This window comes from Pseudarthrobacter sp. GQ63 (genome assembly GCF_059758765.1).
Genome location: NZ_JCAXEF010000007.1, coordinates 1 through 21,287 on the forward strand (window position 1 = coordinate 1; position 21,287 = coordinate 21,287).

The 21,287-nt window shown below is 67.4% G+C and carries 18 protein-coding genes and 1 pseudogene; 12 read left to right on the forward strand and 7 right to left on the reverse strand.

Going from position 1 to position 21,287, the window contains the following annotated elements; all coding sequences use genetic code 11:
• Positions 1-115: 115 nt before the first annotated feature.
• The 3 genes from AC6CHP_RS12625 to AC6CHP_RS12635 all read right to left on the reverse strand — a co-directional run bounded on the left by AC6CHP_RS12625 (position 116) and on the right by AC6CHP_RS12635 (position 3,621).
• A complete protein-coding gene (locus AC6CHP_RS12625; protein WP_498230236.1) occupies positions 116-1,642 on the reverse strand; it encodes an ABC transporter substrate-binding protein in 1,527 nt (508 codons plus the stop codon).
• A gap of 123 nt (positions 1,643-1,765) precedes the next feature.
• Positions 1,766-2,776 carry a Gfo/Idh/MocA family protein gene (locus tag AC6CHP_RS12630; protein ID WP_498230238.1) on the reverse strand — a complete coding sequence of 337 codons (1,011 nt, stop codon included), beginning with the start codon at positions 2,774-2,776 and terminating at the stop codon, positions 1,766-1,768.
• Positions 2,773-3,621, reverse strand: a complete 849-nt coding sequence (locus AC6CHP_RS12635; protein ID WP_498230240.1) for a sugar phosphate isomerase/epimerase family protein — start codon at positions 3,619-3,621, stop codon at positions 2,773-2,775. The genes AC6CHP_RS12630 and AC6CHP_RS12635 overlap by 4 nt, the downstream gene beginning before the upstream one ends.
• Before the next feature lie 212 nt (positions 3,622-3,833).
• On the opposite strand from AC6CHP_RS12635, the gene AC6CHP_RS12640 reads away from it, so the two are divergent.
• The 9 genes from AC6CHP_RS12640 to AC6CHP_RS12680 all read left to right on the forward strand — a co-directional run bounded on the left by AC6CHP_RS12640 (position 3,834) and on the right by AC6CHP_RS12680 (position 16,003).
• Positions 3,834-4,847, forward strand: a complete 1,014-nt coding sequence (locus tag AC6CHP_RS12640) for a LacI family DNA-binding transcriptional regulator (RefSeq protein WP_498230450.1) — start codon at positions 3,834-3,836, stop codon at positions 4,845-4,847.
• Positions 4,848-4,973: 126 nt separating this feature from the next.
• Complete coding sequence (locus tag AC6CHP_RS12645; protein ID WP_498230242.1) at positions 4,974-6,578, forward strand: PucR family transcriptional regulator; 1,605 nt, start codon at positions 4,974-4,976, stop codon at positions 6,576-6,578.
• Positions 6,575-7,507 (forward strand): glutaminase, encoded by a 933-nt coding sequence (locus AC6CHP_RS12650; RefSeq protein WP_498230244.1) that lies wholly within the window; start codon positions 6,575-6,577, stop codon positions 7,505-7,507. Before AC6CHP_RS12645 ends, AC6CHP_RS12650 begins: the two co-directional genes overlap by 4 nt.
• 69 nt (positions 7,508-7,576) lie before the next feature.
• Positions 7,577-9,118 (forward strand): amino acid permease, encoded by a 1,542-nt coding sequence (locus tag AC6CHP_RS12655; RefSeq protein ID WP_498230246.1) that lies wholly within the window; start codon positions 7,577-7,579, stop codon positions 9,116-9,118.
• Positions 9,119-9,161: 43 nt separating this feature from the next.
• Positions 9,162-10,913, forward strand: a complete 1,752-nt coding sequence (locus tag AC6CHP_RS12660; protein ID WP_498230248.1) for a thiamine pyrophosphate-dependent enzyme — start codon at positions 9,162-9,164, stop codon at positions 10,911-10,913.
• Between the two features lie 185 nt (positions 10,914-11,098).
• The gene (locus tag AC6CHP_RS12665) at positions 11,099-11,857 is read left to right on the forward strand and encodes a LamB/YcsF family protein (protein ID WP_498230250.1); all 759 of its coding nucleotides are present in this window, start codon (positions 11,099-11,101) and stop codon (positions 11,855-11,857) included.
• Positions 11,854-13,536, forward strand: coding sequence for a 5-oxoprolinase subunit B/C family protein (locus tag AC6CHP_RS12670; RefSeq protein ID WP_498230252.1), 1,683 nt, complete (start codon positions 11,854-11,856; stop codon positions 13,534-13,536). The genes AC6CHP_RS12665 and AC6CHP_RS12670 overlap by 4 nt, the downstream gene beginning before the upstream one ends.
• On the forward strand, positions 13,536-15,272 hold the full coding sequence (locus AC6CHP_RS12675; protein WP_498230452.1) for an acetyl/propionyl/methylcrotonyl-CoA carboxylase subunit alpha: 1,737 nt from the start codon (positions 13,536-13,538) through the stop codon (positions 15,270-15,272). The genes AC6CHP_RS12670 and AC6CHP_RS12675 overlap by 1 nt, the downstream gene beginning before the upstream one ends.
• Positions 15,273-15,304: 32 nt before the next feature.
• Entirely contained in the window at positions 15,305-16,003 is a 699-nt protein-coding gene (locus AC6CHP_RS12680; protein ID WP_188731783.1) for a GntR family transcriptional regulator, read from the forward strand.
• A 162-nt stretch (positions 16,004-16,165) separates the two neighbouring features.
• Here AC6CHP_RS12680 and AC6CHP_RS12685 read toward each other — a convergent pair whose 3' ends face one another.
• The 3 genes from AC6CHP_RS12685 to AC6CHP_RS12695 all read right to left on the reverse strand — a co-directional run bounded on the left by AC6CHP_RS12685 (position 16,166) and on the right by AC6CHP_RS12695 (position 18,710).
• On the reverse strand, positions 16,166-16,951 hold the full coding sequence (locus AC6CHP_RS12685; protein WP_498230255.1) for a putative hydro-lyase: 786 nt from the start codon (positions 16,949-16,951) through the stop codon (positions 16,166-16,168).
• Positions 16,948-18,165, reverse strand: coding sequence for an NRAMP family divalent metal transporter (locus AC6CHP_RS12690; protein WP_188731787.1), 1,218 nt, complete (start codon positions 18,163-18,165; stop codon positions 16,948-16,950). Before AC6CHP_RS12690 ends, AC6CHP_RS12685 begins: the two co-directional genes overlap by 4 nt.
• Before the next feature lie 197 nt (positions 18,166-18,362).
• The gene (locus AC6CHP_RS12695) at positions 18,363-18,710 is read right to left on the reverse strand and encodes a hypothetical protein (protein WP_498230257.1); all 348 of its coding nucleotides are present in this window, start codon (positions 18,708-18,710) and stop codon (positions 18,363-18,365) included.
• Between the two features lie 212 nt (positions 18,711-18,922).
• Here AC6CHP_RS12695 and AC6CHP_RS12700 point away from each other — a divergent pair, with 212 nt between their 5' ends.
• Both AC6CHP_RS12700 and AC6CHP_RS12705 read left to right on the forward strand, forming a co-directional pair.
• The gene (locus AC6CHP_RS12700) at positions 18,923-19,549 is read left to right on the forward strand and encodes a hypothetical protein (RefSeq protein ID WP_498230259.1); all 627 of its coding nucleotides are present in this window, start codon (positions 18,923-18,925) and stop codon (positions 19,547-19,549) included.
• 78 nt (positions 19,550-19,627) lie between these two features.
• Positions 19,628-20,383, forward strand: a complete 756-nt coding sequence (locus AC6CHP_RS12705; RefSeq protein WP_377193401.1) for a YcnI family copper-binding membrane protein — start codon at positions 19,628-19,630, stop codon at positions 20,381-20,383.
• Positions 20,384-20,541: 158 nt separating this feature from the next.
• Here AC6CHP_RS12705 and AC6CHP_RS12710 read toward each other — a convergent pair whose 3' ends face one another.
• Complete coding sequence (locus tag AC6CHP_RS12710) at positions 20,542-20,856, reverse strand: hypothetical protein (RefSeq protein WP_377193668.1); 315 nt, start codon at positions 20,854-20,856, stop codon at positions 20,542-20,544.
• Between AC6CHP_RS12710 and AC6CHP_RS12715 the strand changes: the two are divergent.
• Positions 20,849-21,199, forward strand: a pseudogene (locus AC6CHP_RS12715) (DUF4232 domain-containing protein); the annotation flags it as partial. The gene AC6CHP_RS12710 and the pseudogene AC6CHP_RS12715 sit on opposite strands and share 8 nt — an antisense overlap.
• Between the last annotated feature and the right edge of the window lie 88 nt (positions 21,200-21,287).

The following is a 21,287-nucleotide window of genomic DNA, read 5'->3' on the forward strand; positions in this document are numbered from 1 at the left end:
CGAATCGAATCATGGCTGGCTCCGTTGAACTGGCATGGTGGCTGCCTGGCTTCGGTGGCCGCGGTCCGCGGCCACCGAAGCGGCATCCTGCTTGTTGGTGCTGCCTGCCGGCTGTCTAGCTGGCCGGCGCGTAGTTGTAGATCGACGGGACTGCCTGCTGGATCTGGGGCGTGACCGTGATTTTGTCGTTGTGGTAGTACATCTGGTTGACGCGGAACATCGGCGCAAACCATGCCTGCTCCACGACGTACCGGTTCACGTCCTGGGCCAGCTTGCCCGCATCCTTGCCGCCCCGTTCGACGGCGTCGATCCTGGCCTGCAGTTCAGGACTGGTGTTCATGAACGGGTTGTACAGCGCCTTGGTGGAAACGATCTGGTTGATGGCAACCCACGGTTCCCCCTGGAACAGCGAGAAGTACATGGTGGTGAACTTTTGGGCTGCGACGTCCGACGTAAAGGTATTCGTGATGGCAGAGCCCACGTTCAGGGTGATGCCCACATCAGCCAGCTGCTGCTTGACCACGGCGATCTGGGTTTCCCACCCCGGAACGGACGGCAGCTCAAGGACAACATCGTTTTCATGGCCGGCTTCCTTCAGCAGGGCCTTGGCCTTCGCGGGGTCGTACGGGTACTTGTTTTCGAGTTCTTCAACCCAGGCACCGCTTTCCTTGCCGAAGGGCTGGGACGTGGGCGTGCCCTGTCCCAGCAGCACCTGGTCCAGGATCGTCTTCCTGTCGAACGCGTAGTTGATGGCCTGCCGGACGCGAACGTCCTTCAGTGCGGGGTTCGCAGTGCCGTCACGGTCCAGGAGCAGCAGCCCCTGCCAGTCCACCTGGTTGGAGGCGAGCTTCATTTTGGCGCCTTCAGCCTGTTTGCCGGTCTTGGGGTCAAGCAGTGTGGCGTCAACCTGGCCGGAAACCAGGGCGTTGGTCCGGGCGGTCAGATCCGTCAGCGTCTTGAAGGTGACCTTCCCAAACTTCTGAAGATCCTTGTTCCAGTAGTCCGGCCGGGCGGTGAACACCGACTGCGAGTCCTTGACCGTTGCGGCCTTGTCCATGACGTAGGGGCCGCTGCCCACGGGCTCGGTCTTGATGGCCTCCGTGCCCAGCGCCTTTGGGCTGCCCATGAGGCCTGCTGCCTGGCTGAGGTAGAACTCCAGCGAGGGATCGGGGGTGGCCAGGTTGAGTTCGATGGTGTCTGCGTCCACCACCGCCACCTCGGAGACGGCGGTGAGCTGGGCCATCTGCGGGCCGTTTGCCTTCTTGAAATGGTCCAGGTTGGCTTTGGCAGCTTCGGCGTCGAACGTGGCGCCGTCGCTGAAGGTCACGTCGGTGCGGAGGTCAAGGGTGAGCTTGGTGTTGTCCTCGTTGTACTTCCAGTCGGTGGCCAGCATGGGGCTGAGCGTGCCGTCCGGTTCGCGGAGGAGCAGGGAGTCGTAGGCGGCCTGGTACGGCTGCAGGATATGGCCCACGTGGGCCTGGGCCGGATCCCAGGAGCGTATCTCCTGGACCGTGCCCAGGGTGAGGGCAGTTGTCTTGGGGCCGCTGGGGTTGTTGCCCTGTGCTCCGCCGCCGCAAGCCGAGAGCGCAAGGGCTGCGCTGGTGATGATGGCGGCTGCTGCCGCGCGGGGACCTAACTTCATTGTTGGCTCCTGGATCTGTGGAACATGGGGGTGACGAACCCTGTGGCGTGCACCACACGGGTCTGTGGGAATCACAGTACGCACTGTTGCCATTCTTGGCAACCGGTTGTCAGAAAATGGCAGCTACATGACGTCGGCAGGGCCGTCCGGGTAGCTTTGCCGGTACAACTCCTTGACGATCCGCAGTGATTTCTCCGCCTCGGCGGGGTCTATCCAAAAAGGATCGGGATCGTTGAGCCGGGCATAGAAGTCGGTGATCAGCAGTTCGTGCGAGGCACCCCAGTAGTCCCGCCCGCCGGATGCGGCGGCCCGCTCAGGGACCGTCTCCACGCTCCCGTCCGCATGGGTGACGGTAAGGTCGCCGCGGAGGCTGAGGGTGGCCTTCTCTGCCACGATCTCCAGGGTGACCGGCGCATTGGCTGCGTTGGCGAGCGTGGCATAGAAGGCGCTGCGCGCGCCGCCTTCGTGCTCTGCCACAAACTCCGCGGTGTCCTCGACGTCGATCGTGCCGCCAAGGAACCGCGTGGCAGCATTGCCGCTCAGGGACACCACGTCCCCCACCAGCCACTGCAGCAGGTCGACAGTATGGATTGCCTGGTTCATCATGAGGCCGCCACCGCCGCCCTCCCAGGTACCCCGCCACGGGCGGCTGCGGTAGTAGTCCGCGTTGCGGTGCCACATGACCGTTGCCGAGGCGCCCAGCACGGCGCCCAGTTCCCCCGAGGACAGGAGGGCGTGCATGGCCTGCGCGGTGGAGTTATAGCGGTTCTGGAAACAGACACCTATTTTCGCGGTGCTGTTCCGTGCCGCCCGGACCAGCCGACGGCCTTCTGCAAGCGTGTGCGCCAGGGGCTTTTCGACAATGGCGCTGACTCCGCGTTCCAGGCAGTCCGCTGCCACGGACGCATGCCTGTTGTGAGGCGTGGTGACGTGGACAACGTCCGGACCCACCGCAGCCAGGAGGCTGAGGTGGTCCGGATAACCCGGCACGCCGTAGGCCTGCACGGCTGCCGCAAGCCGGCCGGGATCCGTATCGCAGACGCCCACCAGCCGGACGCCGTCGAGCTTTGCCAATGCCTCGAAATGCACGGCGGAAACGTACCCGCAGCCGATGACAGCGGCCCGGATGCTCATCTCAGCTCAACCCCGTGCTGTGCGGCCAGTCCGGCGAAAGCCCGGGCCGCGGCACCAAATGCCACGGGGCCGGAGAAGCCGCCCAGTTCATGGGCGCTGGCGAGATGGGGCTCCAGTGAAGCAAAGCCGGTGAAGCCATCTGCCGCGAGGGCACGGATGGTGTCATCGAGTTCGCCGTCCCCCTCGCCCGCGGGCACCACTTCGCCAGTGCCCGCAACGGCGTCCTTCACCTGCAGGTACTCAAGGTAGGGGCGCAGCATGGCATACCCCTCCGTGTAGGGCTTGACCCCAACCTGCACGAAGTTCGCGTTGTCCCAGGCAACGCGCAGCGCCGGCGAGTCGACGGTCTCCATGATGTCCAGCACCCGCTGCGGCGTATCGCCATAGATGTCCTTCTCGTTTTCGTGCAGCAGGACGACGCCGGATTCCTCCGCGAGGGCCGCGAGCGCCGTCATGCGGGCCATCACGGCGTCACGGATGTCTTCAGGACGCTGGCCCCCGTCCCGGTAGAAGGAGAAAATCCGGATGTACCTGGAGTCCAGCACCCTGGCGACCGAAATGACCTGCCGCAGCCGGTCCAGTTCGTGGTCAACGGGAAGGGCCGCATCCACCTTGCCGATGGGGCTGGCGATCGCTGAAACCTTGAGGCCCTTGCCATCCAGGATGCCCTTGAGCGTTGCCGCCTGTTCGGCAGAGAATTCGGAAACGTTGGTTCCCCAGGCGCTGCGGACCTCGATATGGCTGGCCCCGAGGGCGAGCAGGACCGACGCCTGGATGGCCGGATCCGGATCCACTTCGTCGCCGAATCCTGAGAGCGGCCACACGGCTGTTGGTTGTTGTGTCATCGGAGTCTCCTTGTTGCACCTCCAGCAGGGCGGGAGTCCGGGCCTGGCGGGGTGACTCAGTTCACGGGCAGTCCGGTCATCGTATGCTTCTTGCCGCGCAATTGACAACCGGTTGCCATAAAATGCAACCTGTGGCATCCTTGGAGCTGTACCGCTGTGTCAGGAGTCACAGGGACCTTCTGTCACTACGCTTAAAGAGGAGCGCCATGGCGATGCCAGCTGCCGGGACAGACCGCCCAGCCACCATCCACGACATCGCCGTGAAGTGCGGAGTGGCGGCGTCCACTGTGTCGCGGGCCCTCTCCACCCCGGACCGGGTCAGCGTCCGCACCCGCGAGCGCATCCAGGCGGCCGCCGCAGCCTTGAACTACATGCCCAATGCCCAGGCCAAGGCCCTGAGCTCGGGACGCACGGGAGCGGTGGGCGTACTCGTTCCGGACATCACCAATCCCTTCTACTTCGACCTGATCCGGGGAACCCAGCTGCAGCTCAAGGCCGCAGGCTACACACAGCTCCTGGTGGACACTGAGGAATCGGACGAGGTGGAGGCCAGCACCCTGGAGCAGCTCCGCAAGACCGCCGACGGAGTCATCGTGGCGGCGTCCAGGCTCAGCGACGAAGCCCTGCTGGCGGCTGCCGCCCGGGCGCCGCTGGTCACAATCAACCGTGACGTTGCCGGCGTCCCGGCCGTCATCATCGACACCCCCTCCGCCACCAGCCAGGCCCTTGACCACCTGGTGTCCCTGGGCCATGCCAGGATTGCCTACGTCGCCGGGCCCCTGACCTCCCAGTCGAGTGAGCGCCGCTGGGCCGCACTCTCCGAGGCAGCGCAGGACCGGGGTGTTGAAGTACGCAGCCTCGGCCCGTTCGCCCCCAAGACGCAGTCCGGTGCGGCCGCCGCGGACGCCGCCGTCCACAGCGGAGTGACAGCCTGCATCGCCTTCAACGACCTCATTGCGATCGGCATGCTGCAGCGGCTGCGCGAACGCGGCATCCGGGTGCCCGAGGACATGAGCATCGTTGGTTGCGACGACATCTTTGGGGCGGATTTCTGCAATCCCCCGTTGACCACCATGGCGTCACCCATCGAACAGGTCGGCCGCTCCGCCGTCTCCATGCTGCTGGCGCAGCTCAGGCCGCCGGCAGGCGGTGGCCTCCGCAACAGGTACGTCATGCCTACCTACCTGACAGTCCGAGGATCCACGGCCGCGGTGCGCGGCCCTTGAGTTGGACGGCGGGCTGAAAAAGCCGCGCAATTTTTGGGTGAGCTCACATATTTCTGCCATTTCCTGCTGGATACCATGAGTGGACCGGACAGAGCCGTCCGGTGGGATCGATGCAGAAGGACACTCATGGCTGCGGTGACGGTGGACGATATCCTCTCGGATCTCCCCCTGGGGTTCGCCAGCCTGGTCCTGCGGCCGGCGTCGGCCAGCCCGGCGATCGAACGGTTCCTGATCGTGGACGCCGACGATGAAGCGCCCGACGCCGCAGCCGCCTTCGTCCTGCTGATCGGGGTCCGCGGCCGGTCAGCCCTGCCGGCGCTGCGCCGGCTCCTGAAGAAGGACCCTCCGCCCGTAGTGGCCGTGAAGGGAAACCGCGATGAACTGACCGAGGCCGAGGAACTCCTGCGCGATGCCGGCACAGGCCTGCTGCTGGTGGATCCCGGCGCGGACTGGGACCGGCTGCTGTCCATCGCCAAGGACAGGATCCAGCCGCCGAGCTATCAAAGTGAAGTGCTCACGCTGCTGGAGGAGGACCTTTTCGCCATCGCCCAAACCACGGCACGCCTCACGTCCAGCCATGTGGTCATCGAGGACGCGGCCAACAAGGTGCTGGCGTACTCCACCGTCTCCAACGACATCGACGAACTCCGCAAGGCATCCATCCTGGCGCGCCGCGGACCCCGCAAATACGAGCTGCTGCTCAAGGACCTGGGCGCCTACCGCGAGCTGCACGGAACCCGGCTACCTGTCCGGGTCCCGGCCCGGCCGCAGGACGGGCTGCGCGAACGCGTGGCCATCACGCTTTTCGCCGGCGACCGCATCATGGGCTACATCTGGCTCCAGGAGACCGGGGCCGGCTTCGGGCCCGACGTCGACCATGTGCTGAAGGGTTCCGCTGCGCGGACCTCCGCCGAACTGATCCGGTACCGCAACCAGCAGTCGGTGCACATGCGGGAAGACCGCGTGGCACGGATCCTGTCCGGCCCGGCGGAAGCCGCAGCCAGCGCCCACAGTGAAAAGCTCCCGGCGGAGCGCCCGGCTGCCCTGATCCTGATTGGCATGTCTGAGGCCGAAGCGCAGGCCGACGATGCCGCACTCAAGCACGGCGAACTCGCCAACCTGGCGTCCATCCACGCCGCTGCCTACAAGGCGTCCGCCGTCGTGGGCCAGTTCAAGGGGGACACCGCCGTCGTCATTCCAGGCCTGCAGTCTGCCGCGGCCGAACCCGGGCTGCGGAGCCTCGCGGAGTCCATCATCAAGGACGCACGGAAGCACCTGGGCATCAGCCCCTTTGCCGCCGTGGGCCCGGTGGTTCCGGACCTGCTGTCCATCCACTCGGTGACCCGCATGACCGAGGCCCTCCTGGACTGCGTGGGCCGGTCCGTAGATACGTCCGTAGGCACAGTGGACGATTTCGAAGGCGAGATCCTGTTCCGGGAGGCAGTCCGGAACTTCTCCACCTCCACGTTCCGCCACCGCAGCCTTTCACGGCTGCTGCGGGAGGACGGCGAACTGGCCGAAACCCTGCGGGCGTACTTTGACGCCGCGCTTGACGTCGCCGCCTGCGCGCGCCGGATGCAGCTGCACAAGAACACCGTTTACTACCGGATCAGCAAGGCGTCGCGGGTCACCGGCCTGGACTTCAGCAAACCCCGCGACGCGCTGGTGGCCCTCCTCCACGTCCAGGAATTGGCCGGGACCCCTTCCAACGAAACCTCAGGCAGGAAATGACAACAACACTCCAGGCACCGCCTCTGGGACCGCTCCTCGACGACATCGTCCTGCGCCACCGGCCGGAACGGGAATCAGGCAGCATCCCGGGAAACATTCCCCTCCTGGCAGCCGTCCCTTTTAACAGATTCGGCATCGCCGTCGCCACCACGTCCGGAGAAGTGTTCAGCGCCGGCGATGCAGCCGTGCCGTTCTCCATCCAAAGCATCTCCAAGGTGTTCACCCTGGCCATGGCGCTTCGCGGAGACAGCACAGGATCGCTGTGGTCCCGCGTCCTGCGGGAACCCTCCGGCACACCCTTCAACTCCCTGGTCCAGCTCGAGGTGGAGCACGGCATCCCCCGGAACCCGTTCATCAACGCCGGCGCCCTGGTGGTCACGGACCACCTGATGGACAAGGCGCCCGACGCCGCCGCCAGGCTCCTGCAGTTCCTCACCGCGCAGGCATCCAGCAGCGGGCCCGCTATCGATGAGGCAGCGGCAGCCGGCGAACTGGCCAACAGCAGTCGGAACCTGGCGCTGGCCCACTTCCTGAAAAACTTCGGCAACCTGCACCACTCGGCCGAAGCGGTGGTGGAGAACTACGTCCGGCAGTGTTCCATCATGATGACCTGCGCAGACCTGGCCAAAGCCGGGCTGTTCCTGGCCCGGGCCGGGCAGGGAACGCTGGGTACCGTGCTGTCCCCCAGCGATGCAAAACGCGTCGGTTCCATCATGCTGACGTGCGGCATGTACGACGCCGCAGGCGAGTTCGCCTACCGTGTAGGCCTTCCGGGAAAGAGCGGGGTGGGCGGGGGAATCCTGGTCATCGTTCCGGGCGAGTGCGCCATCTGCGTCTGGAGTCCGCGGCTGGACGCCAAAGGCAACTCGCTGGCCGGTACTGCCGCCCTCGCCGACCTTTCCGACCGCACCGGCTGGTCCGTTTTCTGACCCGCGCGCGCCGCAACGCCCACTTCTTTCCCTCCCAGCAGGATCTTCTCCGTATCGAAAGGATCACCCATGCCCATCAACCCCAAAGACGAGGTTGTACAGGACCACAAGGTCGCACCTGACCACGTGATCGACGGTGGTCATGCCCACGCTTCTGAGTCGGCGTTGCATGCCGAGGACCAGGGCTACCACAAGAATTTGAAGCCCCGGCAGATCCAGATGATCGCGATCGGCGGCGCGATCGGTACCGGCCTGTTCCTCGGCGCCGGCGGCCGGCTCAACGCCGCAGGCCCGTCCCTGGTCATCGCCTACGCCGTGTGCGGGTTCTTCGCGTTCCTCATCCTCCGCGCCCTGGGCGAACTGGTCCTCCACCGGCCCTCCTCAGGCTCGTTCGTCTCCTACGCCCGCGAATTCTTCGGCGAAAAAGCCGCGTTCGTCTCCGGCTGGTTCTACTGGATCAACTGGGCCACCACCACCATCGTGGACATCACCGCCGCCGCCCTCTACATGAACTTCTTCGGCAACTACATCCCCTGGATGGCAGCCGTCCCCCAATGGGCCTGGGCCCTGACCGCCCTCATCGTGGTCCTCGCCCTGAACCTCGTCTCGGTCAAGGTCTTCGGCGAAATGGAATTCTGGTTCGCCCTGATCAAAGTCGCCGCCCTGGTCATCTTCCTCATCGTCGGCACCTACTTCGTCATCTTCGGCACCCCCGTCGACGGCCAACAAGTCGGCCTCAGCCTCCTGACGGACAACGGCGGAATCTTCCCCAACGGCCTGCTCCCCATGATCATCCTCATGCAGGGCGTCCTCTTCGCCTACGCCTCCATCGAACTCGTCGGCACCGCCGCCGGCGAAACCGAAAACCCCGAAAAAATCATGCCCAAAGCCATCAACTCCGTCGTGTTCCGCATCGCCGTGTTCTACGTCGGCTCCGTCATCCTCCTGGCCCTGCTGCTGCCCTACACCTCCTACGAAAAAGGCGTCAGCCCCTTCGTGACCTTCTTCGGCTCCATCGGCATCCAGGGCGTGGACGTCATCATGAACCTCGTCGTCCTCACCGCCGCCCTCTCCTCCCTCAACGCCGGGCTCTACTCCACCGGCCGGATCCTGCGCTCCATGTCCGTCAACGGCTCCGCCCCCCGCTTCGCCTCCCGCATGAACAAAGCCGGCGTCCCCTACGGCGGGATCGCCATCACCGCCGGCGTCTCCCTCCTCGGCGTCCCCCTGAACTACCTCGTCCCCGCCCAAGCCTTCGAAATCGTCCTCAACGTCGCCTCCGTCGGCATCATCATGACCTGGGCCACCATCGTCCTCTGCCAGATCCAGCTCCACCGCTGGGCAGACAAAGGCTGGCTGGAACGCCCCTCCTTCCGCATGATCGGCGCCCCCTACACCGGATACCTCTCCCTCCTCTTCCTCGCCGGCGTCCTCACCATGGTCTTCATCGAATCCCCCCTCACCATGCTCGTCACCGCCATCGCCTCCATACTGATGGTGCTCGGCTGGTACGCCTGCCGCGACCGCATCCGCGACATCGCCCAAACCCGCGAAGGCCACACCGGACTCTCCCCCGTCATCGCCAACCCACCAGCAACCACCTTCAGATAAAGACCACTTTCGCCAAACCCGTCCGAACCGCCAAAGAAAGCCCATGACAACGGAAACCGAAGCAACCCCTGCCGCATCCCCTACCCAGCCTGCCGCCGTCGTACCCCCTGCTGACGCCAGCCCGCAGCCGGGCCGGCCGCCCGCACCCCAGGCCACCCCGCCGGCGCTGAAATCAGCCGGGCACGTTATCGTCGATTCGTTGGTGGCGCACGGGGTGGACCGCACCTACGTGGTGCCGGGTGAAAGTTTCCTGGACGTGCTGGACGGCCTGCACAGTTCCAGCATCGAAACCATCGTCTGCCGACACGAGGGCGGCGCCGCCTACATGGCCGAGGCGGACGGAAAAATGAACCAGCGCCCGGGCATCGCCATGGTGACCCGGGGGCCCGGCGCGGCAAACGCGCATGTGGGGCTGCATACCGCCTGGCAGGACTCCACCCCCATGCTGCTGTTCGTGGGCCTGATCCCGTTCGCGCACCGGGACCGGGAGGCATTCCAGGAGTTCGACATCAAGGCCTGGTTCGATACCGGCGCAAAACGCGTTATGGTCCTGGACCACGCGGAGCGGGCGTCGGAGATCGTGGCCGAGGCAATGTTTGCCGCGATGAGCGGACGGCCCGGTCCGGTGGTGGTGGGCCTGCCCGAGGACATCATCCGGCAGCAGATTGACCCGGCGCTGCACCCTGCCATCCCGGTAGCGGCCGGCGGCATGAGCCGCACCGACGCCGCAGCCCTGGAAGCCGCCCTTGCGGCATCCAGCAAGCCGCTCTTCGTCACCGGCGGCAACGACTGGACGCAGGAGGCGGCAGACCAGCTCACCGGCTGGCTGGAACGGCACCACATCCCGGCCGCGGCTGAGTGGCGGACCCAGGGCACCGTGTCCTTCGATTCGCCCTCCTACGTTGGCCCCATCGGCTACGGCCGTCCCCGCCCCACCTACGACCTGCTGGAGGAAACCGACCTCCTGGTGTTTGTGGGAACCGTCCCCGGGGACGTCATCACGGACGGATTCGTCTGCCGGCAGGACTGGACCAAGGAGAACTTCCTGGTGACCATCGACCCCTCCCTCCGCGGCCGGTCCGGGCCGGTGTCCCGGCAGATCCTGGCCAAGCCGGAAGCCTTCGTCCGCGACCTCGCCGGCATCAGCCTGCCGGCCAAGGAGGAGTGGAAGGCCTGGACCGCGAGGATGCGGACCGAGCAGCAACGGTTCGCCGCCCTGCCCCCGGCCTCCCCCGCGCCGGGCCGGGCGCGGATGGACACCCTGCTGGCGAACCTGGTGCCCCGGCTTCCGGAGGATGCGATGGTGACCTTCGGCGCGGGCGAGCACACCAACTGGGCCCACCGCTATTTCCCCACCCGCCGCTACGCCTCCATGATCAGCGCCCGCAACGGCTCCATGGGCTACTCGGTCCCCTCGGCCATCGCGGCATCGCTGGCCGAGCCCGGCCGCCGCGTGGTGACCATCGCCGGAGACGGCGAGTTCCTCATGAACGGGCAGGAGCTGGCCACCGCCGCCCAGTACGGGGCCACGCCGCTGGTGGTGGTGATGGACAACCAGGAATACGGAACCATCCGCACCCACCAGGAACGGCACTACCCGGAACGGGTCTCCGGGACCCAGCTGAAGAACCCCGATTTCGGCCTGATGGCCAGGGCCTTCGGCGGGTTCGGCATCACCGTCACCGAGGACAGGGACGTTCCCGCCGCGCTGGACGCCGCCCTTGCCGCCATTGACCGGGACGGCGTCTTCGCGCTGGTCCACCTCGTGGTGGAACAGCGCGTCAAGGCTTACTGAGCCTGCCGCCCAAGGGGAGCGGACGACGGCGGGAGGTTCCGCCGTCGCCCGCTCCTTCTGTTGGATGCGTGGCCAGGAACGCGCGGCCGGGCAGGCGGCTTGGGCACCAGTTTGGCCAATATTGTTGAACAATCTTTGATTCTCGTGCATCCTAAAGAGACCACTTCAACGAGACGAGAATCACTATGGCCTCCATTGACCTCAACAGCGACGTCGGCGAATCCTTCGGTAACTGGACCATGGGCGACGACGCCGCCATCTTCCGCTCCGTCTCCAGCGCGAACATCGCATGCGGCTTCCATGCCGGCGACCCCTCCACGATTGCCCGGACCTGCCGCGACGCCGTCGCCGCCGGCATCAGCATCGGCGCCCACGTGGGATACCGCGACCTCGCGGGCTTCGGCCGCCGCTTCCTGGACTGCTCCCCCACGGAACTCGCTGATGACGTGCTCTACCAGCTGGGCGCCCTGGAAGGCATTGCCCGCGCAGCCGGCGGCCGGATCGGCTACGTAAAACCGCACGGGGCGCTGTACAACACCATCGTGACCCACCAGGTGCAGGCGCAGGCGGTGGTGGATGCGGTCAAGGCCTTCGGCGGGGACCTGCCGATGCTGCTGCTGCCGGGTTCGGTGGCGCTGGCCGCCGCCGAAGCAGCCGGCCTGCGCGGAGTAGCCGAGGCCTTTGCGGACCGCGCCTACAACCCGGACGGAACCCTGGTGTCCCGCCGCGAACCCGGCGCCGTCCTCCATGACGAGGATGCTGTTGCCGCCAATATGGTGCGGCTGGCCACCGAGGGCACCATCGTTGCCAGGGACGGGTCCACCATCAAAACCTCCGCCGAAAGCATCTGCCTGCACGGCGACACCGCCGGCGCCGTGTCCATGGCGGCCGCGGTCCGCCACGAACTCGAGGCCGCCGGCGTGGACATCAGGAGCTTCGTGTGAGTTCCCCGGAGATACGCTGGGCCGGGCCCCGGGCCCTGCTCCTGGAGCTGGACTCCCTTGACGCAGTGCTGTCCCTGCACTCCCGCCTCAGGGACAACCCGGCCGCGGGACAGGTCGATGTGCTCGCAGCCGCCCGGACCGTTCTGGTTGTCTTCGACTCCCGCGCCAGCGCCCGCGCTGCCCGCGGACCCCTCGCACGGCTCGGCAGCATGCCGGCAGGCGCCGCTGCCGTCCAGGACAAGCCGGTGCACATTGAGGTGGTGTACGACGGCGAAGACCTTGCGGAGGTGGGCGAACTCACCGGCATGGGGCCCGAGGGAGTCGTCGCCGCCCACACCGGCCAGCTGTGGACCGCAGCCTTCGGCGGGTTCGCGCCCGGATTCGCCTACCTCGTGGGGGAAACGGACGCCCTGAACGTTCCCCGGCGCGGCACCCCGCGGACCGCCGTACCCGCCGGATCGGTGGCCCTGGCCGGCAACTTCTCGGCCGTGTATCCGCGGCGGTCACCGGGCGGCTGGCAGCTCATCGGGCATACCGCCACGCGCATGTGGGACCTCCAGCGCGAGCAGCCCGCCCTGGTCCGCCCCGGCACCACCGTCCAGTACGTCGCGGTGCGCGAGCTCATTAAGCTCAGCCGGACGGAGACGGACCAGGCTGACGGGACCCAGGCTGACGCTGCGGATACTGAGACACCTGCCGCCGGCCCCGCCCTGGAGGTCCTTTCGCCCGGGCCGCAGGCACTCATCCAGGACCTCGGACGGCCGGGCCTGGGCGACTTGGGAGTCTCCCCGGCCGGCGCTGCAGATACTGCGAGCGCCCGCCAGGCGAACCGGCTGGTGGGAAACCTGCCCACCGATGCCGTCATCGAAAACGTCATGGGCGGCCTTTCCGTGCAGGCTCGGGGCGAGCTGACGGTTGCGCTCAGCGGGGCGGGCACGGCGGCGGACATCCGGAACGAGGGCGGCAGCAGCAGGCCAGCGCCGATGTACTCCCCCTTCTCCCTGCACGACGGCGAGAGCCTCCACCTCGGCGTCCCGGAGGCCGGCCTGCGCACCTACCTCGCCGTCCGCGGCGGGATCGATGTTCCTCCCGTGCTGGGGAGCCGCTCGACGGACCTGATGTCGGGCATCGGCCCGGCCCCGCTGGCCGCCGGAACAGTGCTGCCCATCGGCGCCGTGGACAGCGCCCGGGCAGTGGGCCACGCCGAACCGCCTGCCCTGCCGGAAGACCTCTCACCAGGCGCCGGCGGCAAGCCCGTGGTGCTGCGCATCACCAGCGGCCCCCGCCACGACTGGTTCACGCCCCGCTCCCTTGAGGCCCTGACCGGGCAGGCGTGGACCGTGACCGCCGAATCGAACCGCATCGGCGTCCGGCTCGGCACCGGGCCGTCCACGCCCGGAGCCGACGCCGGCACCGCGCTGGAGCGGGCGCGCGAGGGGGAACTCCCCAGCGAAGGCGTGGTGGCCGGCTCGCTGCAGGTCCCGCCGTCGGGCCTTCCCGTCCTGTTCCTGGCCGACCATCCCGTCACCGGAGGCTATCCCGTGATCGGCGCCGTTATTCCCGAAGACCTACCTGCCGCAGCGCAGCTTCCTCCGGGCGCCACTGTGCGTTTCGTGGAGGTTGACCCCGAAACACTGCAGCCCCCGGCCCCTCTTCCGAGCACGCGAAAGAAGCAATGATGAAAAAAGTCCTGATCGCCAACCGCGGTGAAATTGCCGTCCGGATTGCCCGCGCCTGCACCGACGCCGGCCTGGTATCCGTGGCCGTGTACTCGGATCCCGATGCGGACGCGCTGCACGTGCGCCTCGGCGACGAGGCCTACGCGCTGGGCGGCTCAGCCAGCTCCGAAACCTACCTGGACATCCCCAAGCTCCTGGCCGTTGCTGCCCGGTCCGGCGCCGACGCCGTCCACCCCGGGTACGGCTTCCTTTCCGAGAACGCCGACTTTGCGCAGGCAGTGCTCGACGCCGGACTCACGTGGGTGGGCCCCTCGCCTGACGCGATCCGCAGCCTGGGCAACAAGGTCACCGCCCGCGAAATTGCCGTCCGTGCGGGTGCGCCCCTGGTCCCCGGTTCCGACGGACCGGTAGCTGACGCCGACGCGGTCCGCGCCTTTGCCGCGGAATTCGGGGTCCCCGTGGCCATCAAGGCGGCTTTCGGCGGCGGCGGCCGTGGCCTCAAGATCGCGCACCGGATGGAAGACATCGACGACGCCTTCGACTCCGCGGTCCGTGAGGCAACCGTGGCGTTCGGCCGCGGCGAATGCTTCGTGGAGCGCTTCCTGGACCGGCCGCGGCACGTGGAGGCCCAGGTCCTGGCCGACACCCACGGGAACGTGGTGGTGGTGGGCACGCGGGACTGTTCCCTGCAGCGCCGCAACCAGAAGCTGGTGGAAGAGGCACCGGCTCCGTTCCTGACCGCGGAACAGCGCACCCGGATCCATGAGTCCGCGCGTGCCATCTGCCGGGAGGCCGGCTACACCGGCGCTGGCACGGTGGAATACCTGGTGGCCCCCGACGGCGTGATTTCGTTCCTGGAAGTGAACACCCGCCTGCAGGTGGAGCACCCCGTCACCGAGGTAACGTCCGGGCTGGACCTGGTGCGGGAGCAGTTCCGGATCGCGGACGGGCTTCCCGTGTCCGTCACCGAGGACCCGGCACCCACCGGCCATGCGTTCGAGTTCCGGCTCAATGCCGAGGACGCCGGCCGGGGCTTCCTGCCGGCCCCCGGACCGGTGGATGTGTTCGAGGCGCCCACGGGGGCCGGAATCCGCGTTGATTCCGGCGTCCGGTCCGGCTCCGTCATACCTGCCGAATACGACTCCCTCATGGCCAAGCTGATTGTCCATGGCGAGGACCGCCAGCAAGCCCTGCGCCGCGCCCGTGCCGCCCTGGACGAGCTGCGGATCGAGGGCGTCCCCACCGTCCTTCCGTTCCACCGCGCCGTGGTGCGGGATCCCGACTTCACCGCACCGGACCGGCTGGGCGTGTTCACCACCTGGATTGAAACGGAGTTCGCCGGCCGCCTGGCCGCCTCCCTGCAGACCGGCGCCCAGGGTCCCCTGGCCCGGCGCGAAACCCTGACTGTCGAAATCGACGGAAAGGCTGTCCAGCTCGGTCTGCCCGCCAAGGTCTTCCACGCCCTGCTCCATGGCGGAGGGGCCGCCGTCGAATCTTCCACGGGCACGGACAGCGCCGACGCTGACGGCGAGGTCACCGCCCCCATGGGCGGGAACCTGGTCAAGTGGGTGGCCGGTGACGGGGCCGGAGTCGGCGCCGGCGAGCCCGTTGCCGTCCTGGAGGCCATGAAGATGGAAACCGTGGTGGTGGCCTCCGCCGCCGGAACCTTCCGGCGCGGCGGGCAGGAACCGGGCGCCGCCGTGGCCCGCGGCGAGGTGCTGGGTACTGTCAGCTAGCATCGTTAGTCGAACGGGAATGGGGGAAACCAATGAACACTCCGGCAGACGGTACAGCGGAACACGCACACACCACGGCCTGGATCGCGTCGGTGCTGCGCACCCGCATTGCCGCGGGTGAACTCACGCCGGGGTCCAAGCTGTCCGAGGAGCCGCTGTGCGCAGCACTGGGCGTTTCACGCAACACCCTGCGCCAGGCGTTCACCACGCTCGTCAGCGAATCCATTGTGACGCGCATACCAAACCGCGGCGTCTTTGTGGCGTCACCGGGCGTGGAGGAAGTGCGCGAAATCTACCGCGTGCGGCGGATGATCGAGCCTGCCGCCGTCCTGTGGGGCGAGCTGACGCCCCAGGTGCTGGAGGGACTGGAAACCATTGTGCAGCGGGCGCAGCAGGCCCGGGACAGCGGGTCTGTGCCCGACATGGCCGATGCCAACCAGGCACTGCACGGGGCCGTGGTTGCCCTGACCGGCAGCGCGTCGCTGCAAGAGCTCATGGACCGGGTGCTGGCCGAAATGCGGCTGGTGTTCCACTCCATGGCTTCGGCACCGGACTTCCACAGCCACTACGTGGACCGCAACGTGGCACTGGTGAAGCACCTGCGCGCGGGTGAGCGCCAGGAGGCTGCAGAGGGGCTGCGCGCCTACCTGGACGAGGCCGAGGCGGAGCTGCTGGTACACCTGGGCACGGAGCAGGACCGCCGTTCGGACATGCGGCAGCGCGCCGGATAGGCACGCAGCCGAAACACACAAGTGTGGGGCAGGAGATTCCTCCTGCCCCACATTTTGTTCTTCTAGGTGTCCGTCCCGCCTGCGGCACCAGTTTGTTATGAGCGGCGCCTACGGCACCTTGTTATCAGCGGCGCCTACGGCACCAGTTGTTGTGAGCGGCGCCTACGGCACCAGGTAGTCGCTGTCCCGTGCGTCCGTGATCAGCATATGGCCGGGCGCATGGCCGATGGCCAGAGGGGGCCGCGACTGCATCACGGCCGCCTGCGGCGTCACTCCGCAGGCCCAGAACACCGGGATGTGGCCGGCCGGAATCTCCACGGCGTCGCCGAAATCGGGCCGGCCCAGATCGGCAATGCCCAGTTCCCCCGGGTTGCCCACGTGGACCGGGGCGCCGTGCACGGCCGGGTACCGCGACGTGATGCGGACCGCGTCCGCAACCTGCGAGGCCGGTACCGGGCGCATGGAAACCACCATCGGACCGGACATCGACCCCGCCGGGTCACAGGCCCGGTTGGTCCGGTACATGGGCACGTTCACGCCCTGGTCGATATGCGCGATCCGGACGCCCCCGTCCTGCAGGGCTGCCTCGAAGGTGAAGGAGCAGCCGATCAGGAACGTCACAAGGTCGTCCTGCCAGTAGCCGGTGATGTCCGTGGGTTCATCCACTTTTTCACCGTTCTTGTAGACGGTGTACTTGGGGACGTCCGTGCGGATGTCCCCGCAGGCCAGTAGCGGCCCGGTGGTGTGGCCCGGTTCGAGGATGCCCAGGATGGGGCACGGCTTGGGGTTGCGCTGGGCGAACAGCATCAGGTCGAAGGCGTGCTCCCGCGGAATCGACAGGACGTTGGCCTGCGCGTAGCCCCGGGACCAGCCCGAGGTAGGCTCCACGAGTCCGGCGCGGAAGGCGGCGCGGGCTTCTGCGGGGAGGATGGACGCGCGGCTGGTCATGACCACAGCTTCGCCAGGCCCAGCACGGAGTTCCAGCCAAGGAACAGCGTGAGCAGCCAGGTGAGAACACCGACAATCAGAAGCCATTTGGGGTACGCGTAGCCGTGCATAAGGTCGCGGCGCCGCCAGGCAACCCAGAGGAGGATCCCGAAGCCGACGGGGAGGATCAGCCCGTTAAAGGCACCGGCGAAGATCAGCAGCTGCTGCGGAGCCTGGCCAAGGAACAGGTAGGCCGTGGCGCAGCCCGCGATGAAAACGACAGTGATGAGGTTGCGCTTACGCTCGGGCGTCCGGGACGAGGTGATGAAGGAAACGGAGGTGAAGGCGGCACCGATGACCGACGTGACCGCGGCGGCCCAGAGCACGATGCCGAACATGCGGGTGCCGATCTCGCCTGCAGCTGCACCGAAGGCTTCCGCAGCCATGTTGTTGCTGCTGAGCACCGTACCGCCGGCCACCACCCCGAGGATGGCCAGGAACAACAGAACGCGCATGATGCCCGTGACGATAATGCCCAGAACCGAGCTGCGGGTGATCTCCTTGACATGCTCAATGCCCGTGGCCCCGGAATCCAGCATCCGGTGCGCGCCGGCGTAGGTGATATAGCCGCCCACGGTTCCACCAACCAGCGTGGTGATGATCAGGAAGTCCACCGTCTCCGGCAGGAAGGTGTTCTTAAGGGCCTCGCCAACGGGCGGGGCGGCAACGATGGCCACGTAGATCATCAGCAGGATCATCACGGCGCCCAGGAGCACCACGATCCGGTCCAGCGCCATCCCTGCCTTCTTGCTCAGGAAGATCAGGATGGCGACGAGCGCGGAAACGGCGCCGCCGATCTTGGGATCAACGCCGAGCATGGCATTGGCTCCGAGTCCGGTTCCGGCAATGTTGCCGATGTTGAAGACGACGCCGCCAAGGAATACCAGGCCGGCCAGGAACCACCCGACGCCGGGAATCACCTTGTTGCCGAGCTCCTGCGCGCGCAGCCCCGAAACGCCGATGACGCGCCAGACGTTCATCTGGACTGCGATGTCGATGAGGATCGATGCCAGGATGGCGAAGGCGAAGGCCGCGCCGATCTGGGCGGTGAAGACCGTGGTCTGGGTGATGAAGCCGGGCCCGATGGCACTGGTGGCCATCAGGAACATGGCTCCCAGGAGGGCCGTGCGCCGAGCCGAGGAGCTCAGGTTCAGTTTTGTGCTGGTTTCTGCCATGGGTCCGTCCAATATTAAGGGTGACTGGAGTCACAGTGGTCGTCCCGACTGACATTACAGGTTGTTGAACAATCGGCGCAAGGTATTGTTCAACAACTTTTTCCCGGCCGTCGGTCTTCCTTAGTGAACGAAAGAAGGCCGGGGCCCCTCGGATCCCAGCCTGGCGGTCGCCGGCCGTTCGCCGGTGGGCTGGACAGCTACAGCCGGTCGGTCCGTTCCTCGCCGCCCCTGTGGCCCGGGCCGCGGAGATTCTCCTGCACCTTGCCGAACAGGTCCTTGATGGTGGACTCGGCGTTGGAGATGACATCCACCAGCAGGTATACCGGGTGGCTGACCGGGAGATCGTATTCATCCTTGAGGTGGGTGCCACCCGAGACGCCGGCAAGGGACAGGTACACCATGGCCTCCGTGCGGGCTATTCCAGCGATCTTCCCGAACACCACGGTGAACTCGTTCGGCTGGAAGCTGACCGTGTGGCCAACATGCCCGCGGTCCAGTTCGCCGGCGGGAACGGCCTTCTCTGACTGGCTTCCGGTGTAGTCCATGAACTTCTCCTCAAGATCGCCTGGCAGTTACGCTCGCAGTCTACGCGGGCCCGAAGTGGCGGTACATAGCTTGGCGGGCGGGCCTGCGGGCGTGCCTGGAACTGCCCGCCCGGAGCGCGCACCAGCCCCTCCCGCCGGTAGAATCTGAACGGCCATCATTTAAAACGGCGCCGCCGTCCGCGGCCCGTTCCGTCATGGGAGGGGGACCATCCGTGCTGGCGCATCGTCCCCGGACGCCCTTCCACCTCCTCCGGGCCACCGCCGTGGCCACCGTCATCCTGGCGCTTGCGGCCGGAGCGCACCTCGCTGCCGGCGGGGAGCTCCCCGCGCCCGCCGTCATGCTGGCCGTGCTGTCCCTGACCGCGCTCGGCAGCACCACCGCAACACGCCTGCGCCTGGGATTCCCTGCCCTGACAGCGCTCCTGGGCGGCGGGCAACTGGCGCTCCATGAGGTCTTCACGGCTTTCAGTTCCTCCGGCGCTGCCGTGGGCTCCGGCACCGTCACACCCCACGGAAGCCACTTCGCCGGAGCCGGCCTCCTCGCCCCGGCGGCGGACCATCTCACGGGAGCCGCGGCAACAGCCGGTCCCCTGATGCTCGGCGCGCACGTCCTGGCGACGCTGGGGTCCGCGCTGCTGCTCGCCAAAGGCGAGGCTGCACTGTGGGCGCTGGCCGCCTGGCTTCGGCCGCTTGCTGCGCTCCCCCAGCCGGTGGCGTGCGACGACGGTACCGCGCCTTTAGCTGCTTTTCCTCCTGCCGCCGCCCCGTTGCGTCCCTGGCGCAATCTCCGGCAGGACAGCCGGCGCGGCCCGCCTTCCGCCGTCGTGCTTTCCTCCTAACCCGCTCCGCGTCCTGCGGCGCCGGGCCCACAAATCTCTTAGCACCCCGGTTCCGGGCGTGCGCCGGAAAGGCAACCCATGCACACCTCCATCCTTCGACGTTCCCTGACAGCGGCAGCAGCAACCGGAGGCGCCGCGGCGCTCCTGCTGGCAGCCGCGGGCGGTGCGGCCGCCCACGTCGGCGTCACGCCGGACAAGACCTCGGCCAACTCCTATGCCCTGCTCACGTTCGCGGTCCCCCACGGCTGCGACGAATCCGGCACCACCAGGGTGGCCATCACGCTGCCTGCGGAGCTGAACGACGCCCAGCCCACGGTCAACCCGAACTGGACCGTGGAGAAGGTGACCGAGCAGCTCCCTGAACCCAAGAAGCTCGCAGACGGCACCTCCATCACCAAGCGGACCAGCCAGATCGTCTACACCGCCAAGGCGCCCCTGGAACACCAGCTCCGGGACACCCTGGTCCTCTCGGCGAAACTTCCTGATGCAGCCGGGACAACGCTGTACTTCCCCACGCTGCAGACCTGCGAAACAGGCCAGACTGACTGGTCCGAAATTCCGGCGGACGGCCAGGACCCCCATTCCCTGAAGGCACCTGCACCGTCGGTAACCGTGACGGAAGCCGCAAGCACTGACGGCCACGGGGCTGCCCCGGCCGCGTCCCACTCCACCGAACACGCCTCGGCGGTCAGCGGCAGCGGGGCAGATGACGGCGGGGCAGGAGCGCGCAGCTGGGCAGGCCTGGCAGCGGGCATCGGCGGGCTGGTACTGGGCGGTACCGCGCTGGTCCGCGGCACGGCACGGCGCAGCCCGGCGGAACCCGCAGCGAAGTAGCGCCGCACCAACACAAAGCCGCACCAAGGGCGGCCCCAGCCGGCAGTGCCACGGCTTTTGATGCCCGGATCATCACGATCCGGGCATCAAAATGCCGGGGCGGCCCGTTGCGGCGTTGACGCGGGCACCTGCTGCGGCGAAGGTGGTGCCATGAGGTCTCAGCGAATTTTCCAGGGGTTGGTCATGTCCACGGCGGCCGCGGCGGCGGCACTGATGCTCAGTGCCTGCGGGCCGGCGCAGCCGCAGTCGCAGCCGACTGCAGCAAGCACCGGCACAGGCACCGGCTCGGCCAGCAGCCCAGCCAGCCCCGAAGCGTCGTCCGCGGCGCCCACGGCGTCTGCGCCGCCGTCGTCCACCGGCACGTCCCCGTCCTCCGCGGCTCCCGCCACGGGCGACCCCGCACTTTGCAAGGCGGCAGGGCTCTCGGCGGCCACCGACGCGTCAGGAGGCGGGGCGGCCGGCAGCGTATACATGAAGCTCAACCTCACCAACACCGGCTCCGATCCGTGCGTCCTCCGCGGCTATCCCGGGGTGTCCCTGACCGCTGATGCTGCCGGTGCTCCCATCGGCGCGCCGGCGGTCCGCGACGAATCCACCGCGGCGGTGGACGTCCTCCTGGCCCCCGGACAAACCGGCTCGGCTGCACTGCGCTACACCCAGGCCGGCAACTACTCCGACTGCGGCATGGTGGATGCGGCCGGCTACCGGATCTACCCGCCCGAAGACACGGAATCCCTGTTCCTGCCCCAGCCCACCAGGGCCTGCAGCAACGGTGCGATCACGCTGCTGGCGATCAGCCCGTTCCAGCCGGCCTGATTTCCTCCGCGGCGGGATTCCACAAAGAAACTGCAGGCGGTCCGGCAAGATGCCGGGCCGCCTGCAGTTTCTTTTTTTGGACTTGTAC

What these genes read in the sequence shown, in the direction of transcription:
- AC6CHP_RS12625 (WP_498230236.1), bottom strand. Translation starts at nt 1,642, where the DNA reads ATGAAGTTAGGTCCCCGCGCGGCAGCAGCCGCCATCATCACCAGCGCA.
- AC6CHP_RS12630 (WP_498230238.1), bottom strand. Translation starts at nt 2,776, where the DNA reads ATGAGCATCCGGGCCGCTGTCATCGGCTGCGGGTACGTTTCCGCCGTG.
- AC6CHP_RS12635 (WP_498230240.1), bottom strand. Translation starts at nt 3,621, where the DNA reads ATGACACAACAACCAACAGCCGTGTGGCCGCTCTCAGGATTCGGCGAC.
- AC6CHP_RS12640 (WP_498230450.1), top strand. Translation starts at nt 3,834, where the DNA reads ATGCCAGCTGCCGGGACAGACCGCCCAGCCACCATCCACGACATCGCC.
- AC6CHP_RS12645 (WP_498230242.1), top strand. Translation starts at nt 4,974, where the DNA reads ATGGCTGCGGTGACGGTGGACGATATCCTCTCGGATCTCCCCCTGGGG.
- AC6CHP_RS12650 (WP_498230244.1), top strand. Translation starts at nt 6,575, where the DNA reads ATGACAACAACACTCCAGGCACCGCCTCTGGGACCGCTCCTCGACGAC.
- AC6CHP_RS12655 (WP_498230246.1), top strand. Translation starts at nt 7,577, where the DNA reads ATGCCCATCAACCCCAAAGACGAGGTTGTACAGGACCACAAGGTCGCA.
- AC6CHP_RS12660 (WP_498230248.1), top strand. Translation starts at nt 9,162, where the DNA reads ATGACAACGGAAACCGAAGCAACCCCTGCCGCATCCCCTACCCAGCCT.
- AC6CHP_RS12665 (WP_498230250.1), top strand. Translation starts at nt 11,099, where the DNA reads ATGGCCTCCATTGACCTCAACAGCGACGTCGGCGAATCCTTCGGTAAC.
- AC6CHP_RS12675 (WP_498230452.1), top strand. Translation starts at nt 13,536, where the DNA reads ATGAAAAAAGTCCTGATCGCCAACCGCGGTGAAATTGCCGTCCGGATT.
- AC6CHP_RS12680 (WP_188731783.1), top strand. Translation starts at nt 15,305, where the DNA reads ATGAACACTCCGGCAGACGGTACAGCGGAACACGCACACACCACGGCC.
- AC6CHP_RS12685 (WP_498230255.1), bottom strand. Translation starts at nt 16,951, where the DNA reads ATGACCAGCCGCGCGTCCATCCTCCCCGCAGAAGCCCGCGCCGCCTTC.
- AC6CHP_RS12690 (WP_188731787.1), bottom strand. Translation starts at nt 18,165, where the DNA reads ATGGCAGAAACCAGCACAAAACTGAACCTGAGCTCCTCGGCTCGGCGC.
- AC6CHP_RS12695 (WP_498230257.1), bottom strand. Translation starts at nt 18,710, where the DNA reads ATGGACTACACCGGAAGCCAGTCAGAGAAGGCCGTTCCCGCCGGCGAA.
- AC6CHP_RS12705 (WP_377193401.1), top strand. Translation starts at nt 19,628, where the DNA reads ATGCACACCTCCATCCTTCGACGTTCCCTGACAGCGGCAGCAGCAACC.
- AC6CHP_RS12710 (WP_377193668.1), bottom strand. Translation starts at nt 20,856, where the DNA reads ATGTATACGCTGCCGGCCGCCCCGCCTCCTGACGCGTCGGTGGCCGCC.